Below are 15932 nucleotides of genomic sequence, written 5' to 3' on the forward strand. Positions count from 1 at the left end.
TGACCCGCATTACACAATCCAAGAAGGCAATGTGACCCGCGTTACGAGAAAGGCTGTGACCCGCGTTACGCAATTCCTCATCCTGGGCACCGGGAAATCCCAAAACGCCTGACCGGCCCCCGCCTGGCCCTCTAGCCTGATCCGGACAACACCACAGGCAGCAGCCAGCAGGCAGCACCGGCCAGGGGGAACGGACCGCATATGGACCCGTCAGCACTGGGCGCCCGGCTCGCGTCCAGCGTCGTCGCACCACTCGTCAAGAAGCTCTTCGTCCAGGAAGGCCCGGGCGCCGGCCTCGTCGACGCCCCGGTCCGCATCTCCGCCCTCGTCTCCTTCAAGGGCGAGCGGCGCACCCTCAGCGACAAGGACCTGCGCAAACTGGCAGCGGAACTGGTGCGGCGCGCCGTACGGTCCGCCGGCCCCGGCGAGCGCCCGATCCCCGAGGACGAGGAGACGGCCGTCGCCGACGCCCTGGCCGCCACCCTCGCCGGCCTCGGCACCCTCGACATGGACGACGTCCAGGCCGTCGCCCTCGGCCCGACCGCCCTGGCGGAGCAGCTGACGGCCGCCGCCCCACAGGCCGCCCGCGCGCTGTCCCAGGACGCCGAGCTGCTCCATCAGACCCTCACGGGCACCGCCTGCCTGCACATCGTCCACTTCTTCACCCAGCGCTCGACCTTCATCGCCCGCACGCTGGTCCAGCAGAGCCGCAGCCTGGACGCCCTGATCGCGATCGTCGACGAGTTCATCGAGCGGCATCCCTCGCCCCGTGCCGCCGACGCCGCCTTCGAGCGCACGTACCTCTCCCACCTCGCCCGCAAGCACGGCCGCCTCACCATCTACGGCATCGACCTGCACAACTCCCCGGACCGCTGGCCCCTGGACGCCGCGTACATGAGCCTCCAGGCGACCGGCCCGAGCCGCGCCGAGGACCCGTTCGAGGACCTGCCGCCCCGCGCCCCCGTCCCCGCCGACCAGGCCCTCACCGGCCGCGACCGGGTCCTGCTCCGCGGCGTCGCCGGCTCCGGCAAGAGCACCCTCGTCCAGTGGCTGGCCGTCTCCTGCACCAAACCCCCCGGCGAAACCGACCTCCCCCACCTCTACGGCCGGATCCCCTTCGTCCTCCCCCTGCGCACCCTCACCCGCGCCGGCGCCGCCCTCCCCACCCCCGACCGCTTCCTGGCCGCCGTCGGCTGCCCGGTGTCCGGCGCCCAGCCCGACGGCTGGGCCCACCGCACCCTCACCTCCGGCCGCGCCCTCCTCCTCGTCGACGGCCTCGACGAAATCCCCGAACCCGAACGCGAGGCCACCCGCCGCTGGCTGCGCGACCTCCTCGACGCCTTCCCCGGCAACCTCTGGCTGGTCACCACCCGCCCGTCCGCCGTCCGCGACGACTGGCTCACCCCCGACGGCTTCGACGAACTGACCCTCTCCCCCATGAGCCGCGACGAGGTCGCCGCCTTCATCGCCCGCTGGCACCGCGCCGCCGCCCCGACCCCGACGCGCCCGACCTCCTCGACGCCTACGAGCAGTCGCTCCTGACCGCCGTCCGCACCAAACCCGACCTCGGCCGCCTCGCCACCAACCCCCTGATGTGCGGCCTGATTTGCGCCCTCCACCGCGACCGCCGCGGCTACCTCCCGCACGGCCGCAAGGAGCTCTACGACGCCGCCCTGAGCATGCTGCTCTCCCGCCGCGACCGGGAACGCGACATGCGCGGCCCGGACGGCATCGAGCTGGCCGACGAGCCGCAGATCCAGCTCCTCCAGCGCCTCGCCTACTGGCTGATCCGCAACGGCCGCACCGAACTCGACCGCGACCGCGCCGAACGCATCCTGGCCGACATCCTCCCGGCCGTCCCCGCCGCGGCCTCCCAGGGGCCCGCCCCGGCCGTCTTCCGCCACCTCCTCCACCGCAGCGGCCTGCTCCGCGAACCGGCCCCCGACACCGTGGACTTCGTCCACCGCACCTTCCAGGACTACCTGGGCGCCAAGGCCGCCGTGGAAGAGGGCGACTTCGGCCTGCTGGTGCGGCACGCCGACGACTCGCAGTGGGAGGACGTGATCCGGATGGCCGTCGCACACGCCCGGCCGCGCGAACGGGGGGAATTACTGCGGGGGTTGCTCGCCGAGGACGACCGGCGCACCGACCTGCTCGCCATGGCCTGCCTGGAGCACGCGACCGAACTGGACCCCGCCGTGCGGGAGGCGATCACCTCCCGTGCAGCGCGGATCCTGCCGCCCCGCAACCGCGAGGAGTCGCAACTGCTCATCGACGCCGGCCCGCTCGTCCTGGGGCTGCTACCCGGCCCGGACGGCCTGGAGGACGACGAAGCCCAGGAAGTGATCTACACCGCCGCCGCCATAGGCACCGACGCGGCCCTGGAATGCATCAAGCCCTTCCGGGATCATCCGTCACCCACGGTCCGCGTCCATCTCGGCTCACGCTGGCACCAGTTCGACACCGGCCGATACGCGGAAGAGGTCATCCAGAGCCTCGGCACGGACACCCCTGTCACCGTTTCCTCCGACGAGGAACTGCATCTGCTGAATTCCCTCGGCGGACGCCCTCGTACAACCGTCAGCGGCGCCTTCACCGCCGCGGAGCTCCTGGAGCGCCTGCACCCCCAGCAGGTCACACATCTCGCGCTGCTGAGCAATCCGGCCCTCGACGACCTGGTATTCCTGCGGGAGTTCCCGGCCCTGAAGTCGCTGACGCTCCAGGACTGCCCCTCGATCGAATCCGTCGCCCCACTCGCCGATCTGCCCCTGCGCTCCCTCGGAGTATGCAGGATCGATGACGAACGGACAGGCACTCCGTCAGGACTCGACTGCATGGACCAGCTGGAATCCCTGACGCTCATGGCCCCGCTCCCACCCGAGGGCCTCCACGCCCTCCCGTCGAATGCCCCCTTGGCCCATCTCGTCGTCGGCCCGCGAATTCCCGACCTCGCCCGCCTCACTACCTGGCCGGGCCTGAAAAACCTCCAGCTACGGCACCTCCCAGGCGACTTCACCGCCGATCAGTGGCACGTGCTTTCCCGCCTCGACGGCCTGGAGGACTTCTCCTTCGGCTTGGCAGAAGGAGAAACCTCCTTCCGCATTCCCCCGGACGTCCGCCTCCCCCAGGTAAGGACGCTCAGCCTCATCAATACGGAGAAGCACCCCCTACCGGAATTCGGCGCCCTGCTGCCCGCCTCCCTCCCGGCCTTCCCCGGCGTCAATACTCTCCAGCTCTACGGCCTGGTCGGCGGTCTCCTCGACCTCTCCCCCATCGAGACCCTCCCCGCCCTACGCAACCTCTTCCTCTCCTACCTCACCCCGTCCCCCGACCACCCCCTCCCGCCCCACCTCAACGTCACCCTCTTCCCCCGCCCGCGCACCTGACCGGGCAACACAAAACCGCCCCGGAACCGTCGATCGAACGGTTCCGGGGCGGCTTGGCGTATCTCAGATAAGGACTACGCGTCCTTGCTCAGGTTGGGACCCGAGCCACCCGTCGCGGACTCCACCGGCGGCGCGCTCGGCACCGCCGACTTCTCCTCGCCGCGGAAGGTGAACTTGGCGGACTCGCCCTCGCCCTCCACGTCGACGACCACGATGTGGCCCGGACGCAGCTCGTTGAAGAGGATCTTCTCCGAGAGGGCGTCCTCGATCTCGCGCTGGATCGTGCGGCGCAGCGGACGGGCGCCGAGCACCGGGTCGTACCCGCGCTTGGCCAGCAGCGACTTGGCCTCGCCACTGAGCTCGATGCCCATGTCGCGGTCCTTCAGCCGCTCGTCCACCTTGTTGATCATGAGGTCGACGATCTGGATGATGTCTTCCTCGGTGAGCTGGTGGAAGACGACGGTGTCGTCGACACGGTTGAGGAACTCGGGCCGGAAGTGCTGCTTGAGCTCTTCGTTGACCTTGTTCTTCATCCGCTCGTAGCCGGTCTTGACGTCGCCCTGGGCGGCGAAGCCCAGGTTGAAGCCCTTGGAGATGTCCCGGGTGCCGAGGTTGGTGGTCATGATGATGACCGTGTTCTTGAAGTCCACGACCCGGCCCTGGGAGTCGGTCAGGCGACCGTCCTCCAGGATCTGCAGCAGCGAGTTGAAGATGTCCGGGTGGGCCTTCTCGACCTCGTCGAAGAGGACAACGGAGAACGGCTTGCGGCGGACCTTCTCGGTCAGCTGGCCGCCCTCTTCGTAGCCCACGTAGCCGGGAGGCGAACCGAAGAGCCGCGAGACCGTGTGCTTCTCGCTGAACTCCGACATGTCGAGGGAGATCAGCGCGTCCTCGTCGCCGAAGAGGAACTCGGCGAGCGTCTTGGACAGCTCGGTCTTACCGACACCGGACGGGCCGGCGAAGATGAACGAGCCACCGGGACGCTTGGGGTCCTTCAGGCCGGCACGGGTGCGGCGGATCGCCTGGGAGAGCGCCCTGATGGCGTCCTTCTGGCCGATGACGCGCTTGTGCAGCTCGTCTTCCATCCGCAGGAGCCGTGAGGACTCCTCCTCGGTGAGCTTGAAGACCGGGATGCCCGTGGCCGTGGCCAGGACCTCGGCGATCAGCTCCTCGTCGACCTCGGCGACGACATCCATGTCGCCGGCCTTCCACTCCTTCTCCCGCTTCGCCTTCGCGGCCAGGAGCTGCTTCTCCTTGTCGCGCAGGCCGGCGGCCATCTCGAAGTCCTGCGAGTCGATCGCGGACTCCTTCTCGCGACGGACGTCGGCGATCTTCTCGTCGAACTCGCGCAGGTCCGGCGGCGCGGTCATCCGGCGGATCCGCATCCGGGAGCCGGCCTCGTCGATCAGGTCGATCGCCTTGTCCGGCAGGAAGCGGTCGGAGATGTAGCGGTCGGCGAGGGTGGCCGCGGCGACCAGCGCGGAGTCCGTGATGGACACGCGGTGGTGCGCCTCGTAGCGGTCCCGCAGGCCCTTGAGGATCTCGATGGTGTGCGGCAGCGACGGCTCGGCGACCTGGATGGGCTGGAAGCGGCGCTCCAGGGCCGCGTCCTTCTCCAGGTGCTTGCGGTACTCGTCCAGCGTCGTCGCACCGATGGTCTGCAGCTCGCCACGCGCCAGCATCGGCTTGAGGATGCTCGCGGCGTCGATGGCGCCCTCGGCGGCGCCCGCGCCGACCAGGGTGTGCAGCTCGTCGATGAACAGGATGATGTCGCCGCGGGTGCGGATCTCCTTGAGCACCTTCTTCAGGCGCTCTTCGAAGTCACCGCGGTAACGGGAGCCGGCGACCAGGGCACCCAGGTCGAGGGTGTAGAGGTGCTTGTCCTTGAGGGTCTCGGGCACCTCGCCCTTGACGATGGCCTGCGCCAGGCCCTCGACGACCGCCGTCTTGCCGACGCCGGGCTCGCCGATGAGGACCGGGTTGTTCTTAGTGCGGCGGGACAGCACCTGCATGACCCGCTCGATTTCCTTCTCGCGCCCGATGACCGGGTCGAGCTTGGTTTCCCGGGCGGCCTGCGTGAGGTTGCGGCCGAACTGGTCCAGGACGAGGGAGGTCGAGGGCGTGCCCTCGGCGGGACCGCCGGCGGTGGCGGCCTCCTTGCCCTGGTAACCGGAGAGCAGCTGGATGACCTGCTGCCGCACTCGGTTCAGGTCAGCGCCCAGCTTCACGAGGACCTGGGCGGCGACGCCCTCGCCCTCGCGGATCAGGCCGAGCAGGATGTGCTCGGTACCGATGTAGTTGTGGCCGAGCTGGAGGGCCTCGCGGAGCGACAGCTCCAGGACCTTCTTGGCACGGGGCGTGAAGGGGATGTGGCCGGACGGGGCCTGCTGGCCCTGACCGATGATCTCCTCCACCTGCTGGCGGACCGCCTCGAGCGAAATGCCGAGGCTCTCCAGGGCCTTAGCGGCGACACCCTCACCCTCGTGGATCAGACCCAGGAGGATGTGTTCGGTGCCGATGTAGTTGTGGTTGAGCATCCGGGCTTCTTCCTGAGCCAGGACGACAACCCGCCGCGCACGGTCGGTGAACCTCTCGAACATCGTTAATCGCTCCTCAGAGCGGTCAGGCAGTTAGGGGTCGGTCCCCTCCCTGTCCTTCCGCATGCTAGTCCCGCAGGGCGGGACAGCTCATTCCAACTGCCGACACCCGTCCGGATCACCCCGCTCCGACGGGGAAATTTACTGCCGAACAGCTGACATCTGCTCCAACTCGATGGTGCGAGACGATGTTCCCGCAGGCCAGGCATATACGCATGCCGCCACTACGCCCGTGGCGAACGCACCCCTCGCCGACACACCGTCCACCGCCGGCCAAAGATGACGACAAACTGCTGAGCCCGCCGGTCACAGCGTCTCTTCCCACTGAGACTTTCTTACCCGCTGCCACTGACACTCCATGCGGCGTGGGTGTTTCCCCTCCGCTACGGGCGAACACCCACACACCCCACAGCGCTTCCGCACTCCCCTCGGCATTACACGCAACGCGACTATCCGCATACGCAACGTAACCTTCGCCGATGCCGGCAGTTGCACCGGACATGGCCCGCGCGCTTCCGCGACCCCGCTCCCCCCGCCCCACCGTCCGCCGGTGGTACGAGGAAGAGCTGGGCTGGCCGACGACCGGCACGGAGCCGCTGGAACTGCTCACGGGACTGCGCTTCGACGTCCTGGAAATGCCCGCCGACGCGGGCGGCGCCGTACTGAAGCGGGTGGCGCACACCGGCCCGGTCGCGCTGCTGCGGCCCGGACGGGGCGGGAAGACAGCGCAGGATCGACCGAAACTGCTCCTGCTCATCGCGGCCGGCGGCGCGGAGGAGCTTCCGGGAATCCTGGAATGGCTGGAGTGGGGCACCCTCGCGGCGGATCTCACCGCACGTGGAGCCGGGGGGCGGATGCCCGCGCCGGCGCTCCCCTCACAGGGCCGCGGGTCAGGCGGCTGCGGCGCGCGGGAGGCCGCGGGGTGGGTGCGGCCTCCCCGGCCCGGATACGAGGCGGAGGATTCCCTGCCCACCACGGGGATCGGGACAGGAATCGGGGACGTTGGGGGCGCCCCCGACCTCGTACGGCTCGTGAGCGCGGCGGCAACGGAGTGCCACCGGGCCCGGTTGGTGCGTGCTTGTAATGGCCAATCGGATCGCCCGTACGGCGATCAGCCGTTGGCCTTCTCGAATGCCTCACGAATGTCGGCGGGGACGCGGCCACGGTCATTCACGTTGTAGCCGTTCTCCTTCGCCCAGGCGCGGATCTTCGCGGTGTCCGGAGAGCCGGCAGACGCCGCACGGGCCTTGCCTCGACCGGCAGAACGGCCACCGGTCTTGCGGCCGGCCTTCACGAAGTCGGCAAGCGACTCGCGCAGCTTGTCCGCGTTGGCGTCGGAGAGGTCGATCTCGTAGGACTTACCGTCGAGAGCGAACGTCACGGTCTCGTTGGCTTCGCCACCGTCGAGGTCGTCGACAAGAAGAACCTGAACCTTCTGTGCCACCAGGATTCCCTTTCATCGAATGTGGATTACGACGGAAAGCAAACCGCTTTTCCGGGAAAAACACAAACCCTTGGGTAGGGTTCACTTGCCCACCGACCGGGGAACGCATGCTTCCGTAGCCATGAGATAGGGGAGCGATTCGGACATAGAACGCTGATCACAGGTGCAGAAGCATGCGACTGTTGCCCAGGGTGTTGGGCTTCACTCGTTCGAGGCCGAGGAACTCCGCAACGCCCTCGTCATAGGAACGCAGCAGTTCGCTGTAGACATCCCCGTCTACGGGAGTCTCGCCGATCTCCACGAAGCCGTGCTTGGCGAAGAAGTCGACTTCGAAGGTGAGGCAGAAAATTCGCCGCACTCCCAGCCACCGGGCGGTAGCGAGCAACTTGTCCAGGACTTGATGGCCGACCCCGGTACCCCGCTGTGTCCGGTCCACCGCCAGGGTGCGGACCTCTGCCAGGTCTTCCCACATGACGTGCAGTGCGCCACAGCCGACGACCTCGGCGTCTTCGTCCCGCTCGGCCACCCAGAACTCCTGGATGTCCTCGTAAAGCGTGACGGTGGCTTTGTCGAGCAGGATCCCGTCGCGCGAGTAGGCGTCGATGAGGCGGCGCACGGCCGGTACATCGCTGGTCCGGGCACGGCGGACGGTGAGCCCTTTTGAATGCGCTGGCATGCCCGGACGCTATCGCCCCTTGCTGCCGGACCCCGCTCCGGGTTCATCTCCTTCGCCGGCCGGCGCTTCATCCGCGGCTTGCGGCTCTTCTTCCCGGGCCTGTTCCCCCGAGTGTTCCGGGGCCGCCACCTGTTCTTCCGCGGCTTCGGGCGGATCGTCGACCTGCACCATCCGTACGGCATCGCGGAGTGCGTGCCGTTGTTCCGGCGACATCATGCCGAAGAAGGCCACTAGTGCGGCCGCGGGGTTGTCGCTGGCGGACCACGCTTCGTTCATCAGTGCGGCCGAGTAGGCGGCGCGAGTGGAGACCGCCTCATATCGATAGGCGCGGCCTTCGGCTTCGCGGCGTACCCAGCCCTTCTGATGAAGGTTGTCCAATACGGTCATGACCGTGGTGTAGGCGATCGACCGTTCCTTCTGGAGATCCTCCAGAACTTCTCGAACGGTGACTGGGCGGTTCCACTCCCAGACCCGTGTCATCACCGCGTCTTCCAGATCACCCAAGCGTCTCGGCACACAAGAAGAATAGTGGGAGATGTCGCGAATGCCGGTTGATCTCGTTGCGTTTGGTCCGGAAAAAGGAAGTACGGCCCGGGACGGTCAATCCCGGGCCGTACTGAGCGAGCGGTCCGCCGGAAATGGCGGCAGTTCAGGCGCTGAACGCCTTGGGCTCCTGCCCGGCGGCTTCGGCGCGGGCGAACGCCTCGTCGACGGCTGCGTCCTCCTTCGACTTGTTCTGACCACCCTGGCTCTTGACCATCGTGACGATCAGACAGGTGAAGGCGACGGCCATCACTACGGGCGGGAGCAGCGCAGCGACGTAATCCATGGCATGGGCCTCCTTCAAGGCGTAAGCCCGCGACAGTACCCAGCCAGAGTACGCAGCGCTCAAGCGGTGCGGGTCTCCGGGGGCGGGGCGGGCTTGCGGCGGGGCGGGAACACCTCACCAGGAGTCGGGATGGGGCGGTCGGGCCGCGGCGCCTTGGGGTCCGGCGCGGGCTGGGGCGGTTCCCGGCGGGGCGCCGGGCGCGGCTCCTGTTGGGGATCCTGCTTCGGGTCCGCCCCGGAGTCCAGCCGGGAGGCCGCCCCCCTCCGGGACACCAGGCCGGAAGGGCGCGAACGACCGCCCGTGCGGCCGCTCGGCAGGGCGTCCGGGGAAGCGCCCGAGCGCCCGCCCGGCAGCGCGCGCAGCCGCGCCCGTACGGATTGTTCGGCCAGCCGCTCGCAGTGCCGGAGCAGGGCGCTGCGGCGTTTGCGCTCGGCCTCGGCGGCGGGCCGGACAAGCAGCGAGCGCAGTGCGGCGAGGTCGTCGGGGCCGGGGACATGGCCGGCCGTCAGCACCTCCTGGAGCCGCGTGAGGTAGCCGGTGGCGGCACCGGGCAGGGCGTCGCGGTAGCGGGCGAGGTCGGCGAGCAGGAAGGCGCGCAGGCGGGCACCTTCGCGGACCGCTTCGTCCACCGCCTCGGCCAGCCGGAGGTATTCCTGGACGTCCTGCGACCGGTCCGAGCCGGGGGCGCCCAGGGGCACGGCGGGAGAGGTCGTCTGGAGGGCATGGGCGAGGGCGCGACGGAGTACACGCAACTCATCGGCGCCGAAGGCCATGCCGCCGCGGGATCCGTATGGCATTGGCATGCCGCGACTTTACGGCCAATTCGGACAAAAACCTCTTAATTTGCATTCGGTGGCGCGGCAGCGGGGCGCGCGTCACACGGCCGCGCCAATGCGGAACCGGCCGCGCCCCTGCCGCCCGCCGCCCTCGTTAAAGCCGCCCGACGTTGCGCTCGTACACCAGCCGCAGGCCGATGAGGGTCAGCCAGGGCTCGTGCTCGTCGATCACCGAGGACTCGCCGAGCACCATCGGCGCCAGCCCGCCGGTGGCGATCACCGTCACGTCGTCCGGGTCGGCGGCCAGCTCTCGGGCCATCCGCTGCACCACGCCGTCCACCTGGCCCGCGAAGCCGTAGAGGATGCCGGACTGCATCGCCTCGACGGTGTTCTTCCCGATGACGCTGCGCGGCCGGGCCAGCTCGATCTTGCGGAGCTGGGCACCCTTGACGCCCAGCGCGTCCACGGAGATCTCGATGCCGGGGGCGATCACACCGCCCACGTACTCGCCGCGCGCGCTGACCGCGTCGAAGGTGGTGGCCGTACCGAAGTCGACGACCACCGCGGGGCCGCCGTACAGCTCAACGGCCGCCAGCGCGTTGATGATCCGGTCGGCGCCGACCTCCTTGGGGTTGTCCATGAGGATCGGGACGCCCGTCTTGACGCCCGGTTCCACCAGGACGGCGGGGACGTCCCCGTAATAGCGGCGGGTCACCTCGCGCAGCTCGTGGAGCACCGAGGGGACCGTGGAGCAGATGGAGATGCCCTCGATGTTGTCGCCCAGGTCTTCCCCGAGCAGCGGGTGCATGCCCATCAGGCCCTGGAGGAGCACCGCCAGTTCATCGGCGGTGCGCCGGGCGTCGGTGGAGATCCGCCAGTGCTCGACGATCTCCTCGCCGTCGAACAGGCCCAGCACGGTATGGGTGTTGCCTACGTCGATGGTCAGCAGCATGGTCCGCACCGCCTCCGGTTCACGTCACGCACGAAGGGCTCGCCTGGGGTGGTGGGTGGGGTGACGGGTGCGCGGGTGTTGCCTGCGTCGATGGTCAGCAGCATGGCGGTCAGCGGCTCTCGTCGTCGTGCGCACCGGCGGTCGCGGCCTCGGTCGCGTCGTCGCCCTCCCGCAGGTCCAGGCCGATGTCGAGGACCCGGGCGGAGTGGGTGAGCGCCCCCACCGCCAGGTAGTCGATGCCGGTCTCCGCGTACCCGCGGGCGTTGTCGAGGGTGAGTCGGCCCGAGGACTCCAGGACCGCGCGGCCGGCCACCAGCTCCACGGCCTCCCGGGTCTGCTCCGGCGTGAAGTTGTCCAGCAGGATCAGGTCGGCGCCCTCGGCGAGGATCGGCGGGATCTGGTCGAGCCGGTCAACCTCCACCTCGATCGGCACCCCGGGGAACTCGTCCCGTACGGCCGTGAACGCCGCCGCGACGCCGCCCGCCGCCACGACGTGGTTGTCCTTGATGAGCGCCGCGTCGGACAGCGACATCCGGTGGTTGACGCCACCGCCACAGCGCACCGCGTACTTCTCCAGTGCGCGCAGGCCCGGCGTCGTCTTACGGGTGTCGCGGACCTTGGCCTCGGTGCCTTCGAGGACGTCCGCCCAGGCGCGGGTCAGGGTGGCAATGCCGGACAGTCGGCCCAGGAGGTTCAGCGCGCTGCGCTCGGCGGTGAGCAGGTCACGGGTCCGCGTGGTGACCGACAGCAGCTTCTGTCCGGCCACCACCCGCGCGCCGTCCTCCACGTGCCGCTCGACCGCGAACTCGTCGGTGCACACGACGGACAGCACCGCCTCGGCGATCCGCAGTCCGGCGATCGTGCCGTCCTCACGGGCCGTGAAGTCCCCGGTGGCGACGGCGTCTTCGGGGACGGTCGCCACGGTGGTCACGTCCACGCCCTGGTCGAGGTCCTCCTCGATGGCCATGTGCGCGATGTCCTCCACCTGGACGGGGTCGAGCCCGGCGGCCACCAGGAGCGCGGCCAGGTCCGGGTCCAGCCCGCAGGTCAGCGGGTCCAGCTCGTAGGCGTCGTCGCCGCCGGCGCACCCGCAGGCGTCGCCGCAGCCGCCGCCGGCGGGGGTGGCGCCGGGCCGACCGATCTGGAGGAGGGGGAGGTCACCGGGGGTGCCGGGGGTGCTGCTCACGGGGTGGGCTCCGTATCGGGAGTGAGGGCGGACTGAGGGGTGGGACCGACGGTCGACGGGAAGCCGGCGGTCTGTGTCGTATGGATGCTCAGGGTGCGGTCGGCGCCGAGGGTGATGCGGAAGTGCCGGCGCCAGGAGGCATCGTCGCGGTCCGGGTGGTCCTCGCGCCAATGGCAGCCGCGGGTCTCCTCGCGGCGCCGCGCGGCGGCGACCAGGACCCTGGCGACGCACAGCAGGTTGGTGACCTCCCATGCCTCCACACCGGGCTCGGGGGCCTTGACGGAGGCGGCGACGGGCTCCACGGCCGCCTCGGCGGCCTCCCGCTGCAGGTGGTCGAGGTCGTCGGCGGCCCGGGCGAGGCTGGCCGCGCTGCGCAGCACACCAGCACCAGCGGTCATGATCCGTTGGACGGCGGTGCGGGCCTCGGGCACCAGGAGGGGCAGCGGGGCGCGGGCCTCCACGGGGGCGGCGGCCGAGGCCGTCGTCCCGTTGGCGACGATGTCCGCGGCGATCCGCTCCGCGAACACCAGGCCCTCCAACAGGGAGTTGGAGGCCAGCCGGTTGGCGCCGTGCACGCCGGTACAGGCCACCTCGCCGCACGCGTACAGGCCGGGCACGGTGGTCCGGCCGTACAGGTCGGTGCGGACGCCGCCGGAGGCGTAGTGGGCGGCCGGGGCGACCGGTATCGGCTCGGTGACCGGGTCGATGCCGTGCGCGCGGCAGGCGGCCAGGATGGTCGGGAAGCGGTGCTCCCACATCTCGGCGCCGAAGTGGCGGGCGTCCAGGTACATGTGCTCGGCGCCCTGCTCCTGGGCCCGGCGCGTGATCGCCTTGGCCACGATGTCGCGCGGGGCCAGCTCGGCGAGTTCGTGCTGTCCGACCATGAAGCGGGTGCCGTCGGCGTCGACCAGATGGGCGCCCTCGCCCCGTACCGCCTCGGAGATCAGCGGCTGTTGGCCCTCCGCTTCCGACCCCAGGTAGAGCACGGTCGGGTGGAACTGGACGAATTCGAGGTCCGAGACCTCGGCGCCGGCGCGCAGCGCCAGGGCCACCCCGTCGCCGGTGGAGACAGCCGGGTTGGTGGTCGCGGAGAACACCTGGCCCATGCCTCCGGTGGCGAGCACCACCGCCGGCGCGTGTACGGCACCGACCCCGTCGTGCTGGCCCTCCCCCATGACGTGCAGGGTGACGCCGGCGGTCCGGCCCTCGGCGTCCGTGAGGAGGTCGAGGACCAGCGCGTTCTCGATGGTGCGCAGTCCCGCGGCGCGGACCGCGGCGACCAGCGCGCGGGAGATCTCCGCCCCGGTGGCGTCGCCGCCGGCGTGCGCGATCCGGCGGCGGTGGTGGCCGCCCTCCCTGGTGAGCGCGATCTCGTCGCTCCCGGGGGCGGTGTCGAAACGGGCGCCGGCCGCGATCAGCCGGTGGACGGCGTCCGGCCCCTCGGTCACCAGCATCCGCACGGCCTCCTCGTCACACAGGCCGGCGCCCGCGACGAGGGTGTCGGCCAAGTGCTGCTCGGGGCTGTCGCCGTCCCCCAGGGCCGCGGCGATCCCACCCTGCGCCCAACGGGTGGAGCCGTCGTCGAGCTGGGCTTTGGTGACGACGACGGTCCGGCGGCCGGCGGCGGCACAGCGCAGCGCGGCGGTCAGCCCGGCGACGCCGGAGCCCACCACGACGACGTCCGCCGTGATGGACCACCCGGGGGCGGGGGCGGTGAGACGTATGCCAGTGGGGGCGGTGGCGGTTCCGGTAGCGGTCATCGGGTCGCTCCGAGGGGGCCTTGGGGTGGAGTGGACTTCCTGGATTTCCTTGGGACTCCGGAGGCCGGCCCGGGTGCGGGCTCCTCCTGGGAGCCAGCGTGCCGCTCTGGGGCGGCGGGCGGATACGGGGCCCCGCTCGCGGTGAAGACGAGCCGGATGTTGTCGATGAGCCGGGTGGTGCCCACCTTGGCGGCCACCGCGAGGATCGCCTCGCCCTCGTACCCGTCGGGGACCTCGGTGAAGTCGCGGGGGTCGATCAGGGCCAGGTAATCCAGGTGCAGCGGCGGGTCCAGGTGGGCGGCGTCCGCCAGCACCATGCCGGCCGCGGCGCAGGCCACGGACGGGCCGTGCAGCGGGCCCGCGGCGTAGGCGACAGCGTGCGCGTCGGCGGCCGCCCGGTCCTCCCCGAGGGCGGCCAGCGCCGCGGAACGGTCCTGCCCGGGGTACCCGGCGGAGGCGGCACGGGCGCGCAGCGCCTCCTCGGCGGTGAGCCGGTCGCGGGCGGCGAAGAGCGCCGCGGACAGCGCGAGCGCGGTGCGCCGTTCCGGGCCGGACAGGTAGCGGTTGCGGCTGGAGCGGGCCAGCCCGTCGGCCTCCCGGACCGTCGGGACGCCGACGATCTCGACCGGGAAATTCAGGTCGGCGGCCATCCGCCGGATGACGGCGAGCTGTTGGGCGTCCTTCTCCCCGAAGAACGCCAGGTCCGGCGCGGTCAGATGGAGCAGCTTGGCGACGACGGTGAGCACCCCGTCGAAGTGCCCGGGGCGGCTGGCGCCCTCCAGGACGGTGCCCATCGGGCCGGCGGAAATACGGATCTGCGGTTCTCCGCCCGGGTAGACCTCGTCGGCCGACGGTGCGAAGACGGCGTCCGCGCCCGCCCGGGCGGCCAGCAGCACGTCGTCGTCCAGGGTCCGCGGGTAGCGGTCGAGGTCTTCGCCGGCCCCGAACTGCAGCGGGTTGACGAACACCGTGACCACCACCTGACCCTGCGGCCCCACCCGTTCCCGAGCGGCCCGGATCAGGGCGGCGTGGCCCTCGTGCAACGCGCCCATGGTCATGACAACGGCCCGTACGCCGCTGCGCCGCGGCAGCGCGCGCAGCGCCGCGGCGGTGTGCACGAGCTGGGGTCCCGGCGCCGGTCGGGCGGCGTCCGGGGGCGGGCTGACGGGCGAGGAGGTCATGAGTCGCCTCCGTGGGGGCCGGGCTCGGGGGATCCAGAATCGGGGGACTCAGAACCAGGGGAACCAGGGGAACCAGAGGAAGGGGGGCGGGGCGGTCCGGTGTCGGTCGGTTCGGGGCCGGTGGGCTCGTCGCCGTTGTGGCCGGTGGGTCGGTCGCCGTCCCGCTCGCTCTCTGGCCCGTCGGAGGGCGCCTGCCCTCCGGAGGACGCGGCCGGGCCGGTGGCGCCACCGTCGGCGGCCGGCCCCGCGAGCACATCCAGCAACTCCTCAGCCAGCTCCGGCTTGAGCAGGCCGTGCGCCAGCGCCCGGTCGGCGGTCGTACGGGCCATGGCCAGATAGCCGGCGACGGCCTGCGGGGCGTGCTTGCGCAACTCCGCCACGTGGGCCGCCACGGTCCCGGCGTCCCCTCGGGCAACCGGGCCCGTCAGGGCGGCGTCACCGGACCGCAGCGCGTTGTCCAGGGCCGCGCCGAGCAGCGGGCCGAGCATCCGGTCCGGGGCCCGCACCCCGGCCTTCTCCAGTAGCTCCATGGCCTGCGCCACCAGGGTGACCAGGTAGTTCGCTCCGATGGCGAGCGCCGCGTGGTAGAGCGGGCGGGCGGATTCCACGATCCACTCGGGCTCCCCGCCCATCTCGATGACCAGTGCCTCCGCGGCCATCCGCAGCTCCTCCGGCGCGGTCACCCCGAACGGGCAGCCGGCCAGGCGCTGCACGTCCACGGACGTCCCGGTGAACGTCATGGCCGGGTGCAGCGCCAGTGGCAGCGCACCGGCCCGGGTGGCCGGGTCCAGCACCGCCGTCCCGAAACGCCCGGAGGTGTGCACCAGCAGTTGGCCCGGCCGTACGGCACCGGTCTCGGCGAGGCCGCTCACCAGGTCGGCCAGGGCGTCATCGGGGACGGTCAGCAGCACGAGGTCCGCACGGGCGAGCACCTCCGCCGGGGTGACCAGCGGGACACCGGGCAGCAGTTCGGCGGCGCGTCGCACGGAGGTGTCGGAGACCCCCGAGACGGCCACCGGACGATGCCCTGCGAGCTGGAGCGACGCGGCGAGCGCGGGCCCGACGCGACCTGCCCCGACGACTCCGACGGTGAGCCGGGCGGGCCGGTCCTGGGCCTCGATGGATGGGTGTGGGTTCACGGGGCG

Annotated in this window: 12 protein-coding genes and 1 pseudogene; 2 read left to right on the forward strand and 11 right to left on the reverse strand. The window is 70.9% G+C overall.

Annotated elements, in window-relative coordinates; all coding sequences use genetic code 11:
• The first annotated feature begins 201 nt into the window (after positions 1-201).
• Positions 202-3386, forward strand: a pseudogene (locus ACO0M4_RS40780) (NACHT domain-containing protein).
• A 74-nt stretch (positions 3387-3460) separates the two neighbouring features.
• Here the strand turns inward: ACO0M4_RS40780 and ACO0M4_RS40785 are convergent.
• Positions 3461-5986 (reverse strand): ATP-dependent Clp protease ATP-binding subunit, encoded by a 2526-nt coding sequence (locus ACO0M4_RS40785; protein ID WP_430376331.1) that lies wholly within the window; start codon positions 5984-5986, stop codon positions 3461-3463.
• 497 nt (positions 5987-6483) lie between these two features.
• Between ACO0M4_RS40785 and ACO0M4_RS40790 the strand changes: the two genes are divergently transcribed.
• Positions 6484-7164: an SCO3374 family protein gene (locus tag ACO0M4_RS40790; RefSeq protein ID WP_430376387.1), complete on the forward strand. Its 681-nt coding sequence runs from the start codon at positions 6484-6486 to the stop codon at positions 7162-7164.
• On the opposite strand, the gene ACO0M4_RS40795 is transcribed toward ACO0M4_RS40790, so the two are convergent.
• From ACO0M4_RS40795 to ACO0M4_RS40840, 10 genes are all read right to left on the reverse strand, one after another.
• On the reverse strand, positions 7095-7427 hold the full coding sequence (locus tag ACO0M4_RS40795) for a histone-like nucleoid-structuring protein Lsr2 (protein ID WP_067348362.1): 333 nt from the start codon (positions 7425-7427) through the stop codon (positions 7095-7097). The genes ACO0M4_RS40790 and ACO0M4_RS40795 overlap by 70 nt on opposite strands.
• 157 nt (positions 7428-7584) lie before the next feature.
• Positions 7585-8103, reverse strand: coding sequence for an amino-acid N-acetyltransferase (locus ACO0M4_RS40800; RefSeq protein WP_100604763.1), 519 nt, complete (start codon positions 8101-8103; stop codon positions 7585-7587).
• Between the two features lie 9 nt (positions 8104-8112).
• Complete coding sequence (locus ACO0M4_RS40805; RefSeq protein ID WP_430376389.1) at positions 8113-8583, reverse strand: BlaI/MecI/CopY family transcriptional regulator; 471 nt, start codon at positions 8581-8583, stop codon at positions 8113-8115.
• A 169-nt stretch (positions 8584-8752) separates the two neighbouring features.
• Positions 8753-8932, reverse strand: coding sequence for a hypothetical protein (locus tag ACO0M4_RS40810; RefSeq protein ID WP_430376332.1), 180 nt, complete (start codon positions 8930-8932; stop codon positions 8753-8755).
• Positions 8933-8991: 59 nt separating this feature from the next.
• On the reverse strand, positions 8992-9705 hold the full coding sequence (locus ACO0M4_RS40815; protein WP_430376390.1) for a hypothetical protein: 714 nt from the start codon (positions 9703-9705) through the stop codon (positions 8992-8994).
• A gap of 157 nt (positions 9706-9862) precedes the next feature.
• On the reverse strand, positions 9863-10660 hold the full coding sequence (locus ACO0M4_RS40820) for a type III pantothenate kinase (protein ID WP_430376333.1): 798 nt from the start codon (positions 10658-10660) through the stop codon (positions 9863-9865).
• A 109-nt stretch (positions 10661-10769) separates the two neighbouring features.
• Positions 10770-11846: a carboxylating nicotinate-nucleotide diphosphorylase gene (gene nadC, locus ACO0M4_RS40825; protein ID WP_430376334.1), complete on the reverse strand. Its 1077-nt coding sequence runs from the start codon at positions 11844-11846 to the stop codon at positions 10770-10772.
• Positions 11843-13606, reverse strand: a complete 1764-nt coding sequence (locus tag ACO0M4_RS40830; RefSeq protein WP_430376335.1) for an L-aspartate oxidase — start codon at positions 13604-13606, stop codon at positions 11843-11845. Before ACO0M4_RS40830 ends, nadC begins: the two co-directional genes overlap by 4 nt.
• Entirely contained in the window at positions 13603-14787 is a 1185-nt protein-coding gene (gene panC / locus ACO0M4_RS40835) for a pantoate--beta-alanine ligase (RefSeq protein ID WP_430376336.1), read from the reverse strand. The genes ACO0M4_RS40830 and panC overlap by 4 nt, the downstream gene beginning before the upstream one ends.
• The gene (locus tag ACO0M4_RS40840) at positions 14784-15926 is read right to left on the reverse strand and encodes a Rossmann-like and DUF2520 domain-containing protein (protein ID WP_430376337.1); all 1143 of its coding nucleotides are present in this window, start codon (positions 15924-15926) and stop codon (positions 14784-14786) included. The genes panC and ACO0M4_RS40840 overlap by 4 nt, the downstream gene beginning before the upstream one ends.
• Positions 15927-15932 lie beyond the last annotated feature (6 nt).

It is taken from the genome of Streptomyces sp. RGM 3693, assembly GCF_050471125.1.
Taxonomy (GTDB): domain Bacteria; phylum Actinomycetota; class Actinomycetes; order Streptomycetales; family Streptomycetaceae; genus Streptomyces.

What these genes read in the sequence shown, in the direction of transcription:
- ACO0M4_RS40785 (WP_430376331.1), bottom strand. Translation starts at nt 5,986, where the DNA reads ATGTTCGAGAGGTTCACCGACCGTGCGCGGCGGGTTGTCGTCCTGGCT.
- ACO0M4_RS40790 (WP_430376387.1), top strand. Translation starts at nt 6,484, where the DNA reads ATGGCCCGCGCGCTTCCGCGACCCCGCTCCCCCCGCCCCACCGTCCGC.
- ACO0M4_RS40800 (WP_100604763.1), bottom strand. Translation starts at nt 8,103, where the DNA reads ATGCCAGCGCATTCAAAAGGGCTCACCGTCCGCCGTGCCCGGACCAGC.
- ACO0M4_RS40805 (WP_430376389.1), bottom strand. Translation starts at nt 8,583, where the DNA reads ATGACACGGGTCTGGGAGTGGAACCGCCCAGTCACCGTTCGAGAAGTT.
- ACO0M4_RS40810 (WP_430376332.1), bottom strand. Translation starts at nt 8,932, where the DNA reads ATGGATTACGTCGCTGCGCTGCTCCCGCCCGTAGTGATGGCCGTCGCC.
- ACO0M4_RS40815 (WP_430376390.1), bottom strand. Translation starts at nt 9,705, where the DNA reads ATGGCCTTCGGCGCCGATGAGTTGCGTGTACTCCGTCGCGCCCTCGCC.
- ACO0M4_RS40820 (WP_430376333.1), bottom strand. Translation starts at nt 10,660, where the DNA reads ATGCTGCTGACCATCGACGTAGGCAACACCCATACCGTGCTGGGCCTG.
- ACO0M4_RS40830 (WP_430376335.1), bottom strand. Translation starts at nt 13,606, where the DNA reads ATGACCGCTACCGGAACCGCCACCGCCCCCACTGGCATACGTCTCACC.
- panC (WP_430376336.1), bottom strand. Translation starts at nt 14,787, where the DNA reads ATGACCTCCTCGCCCGTCAGCCCGCCCCCGGACGCCGCCCGACCGGCG.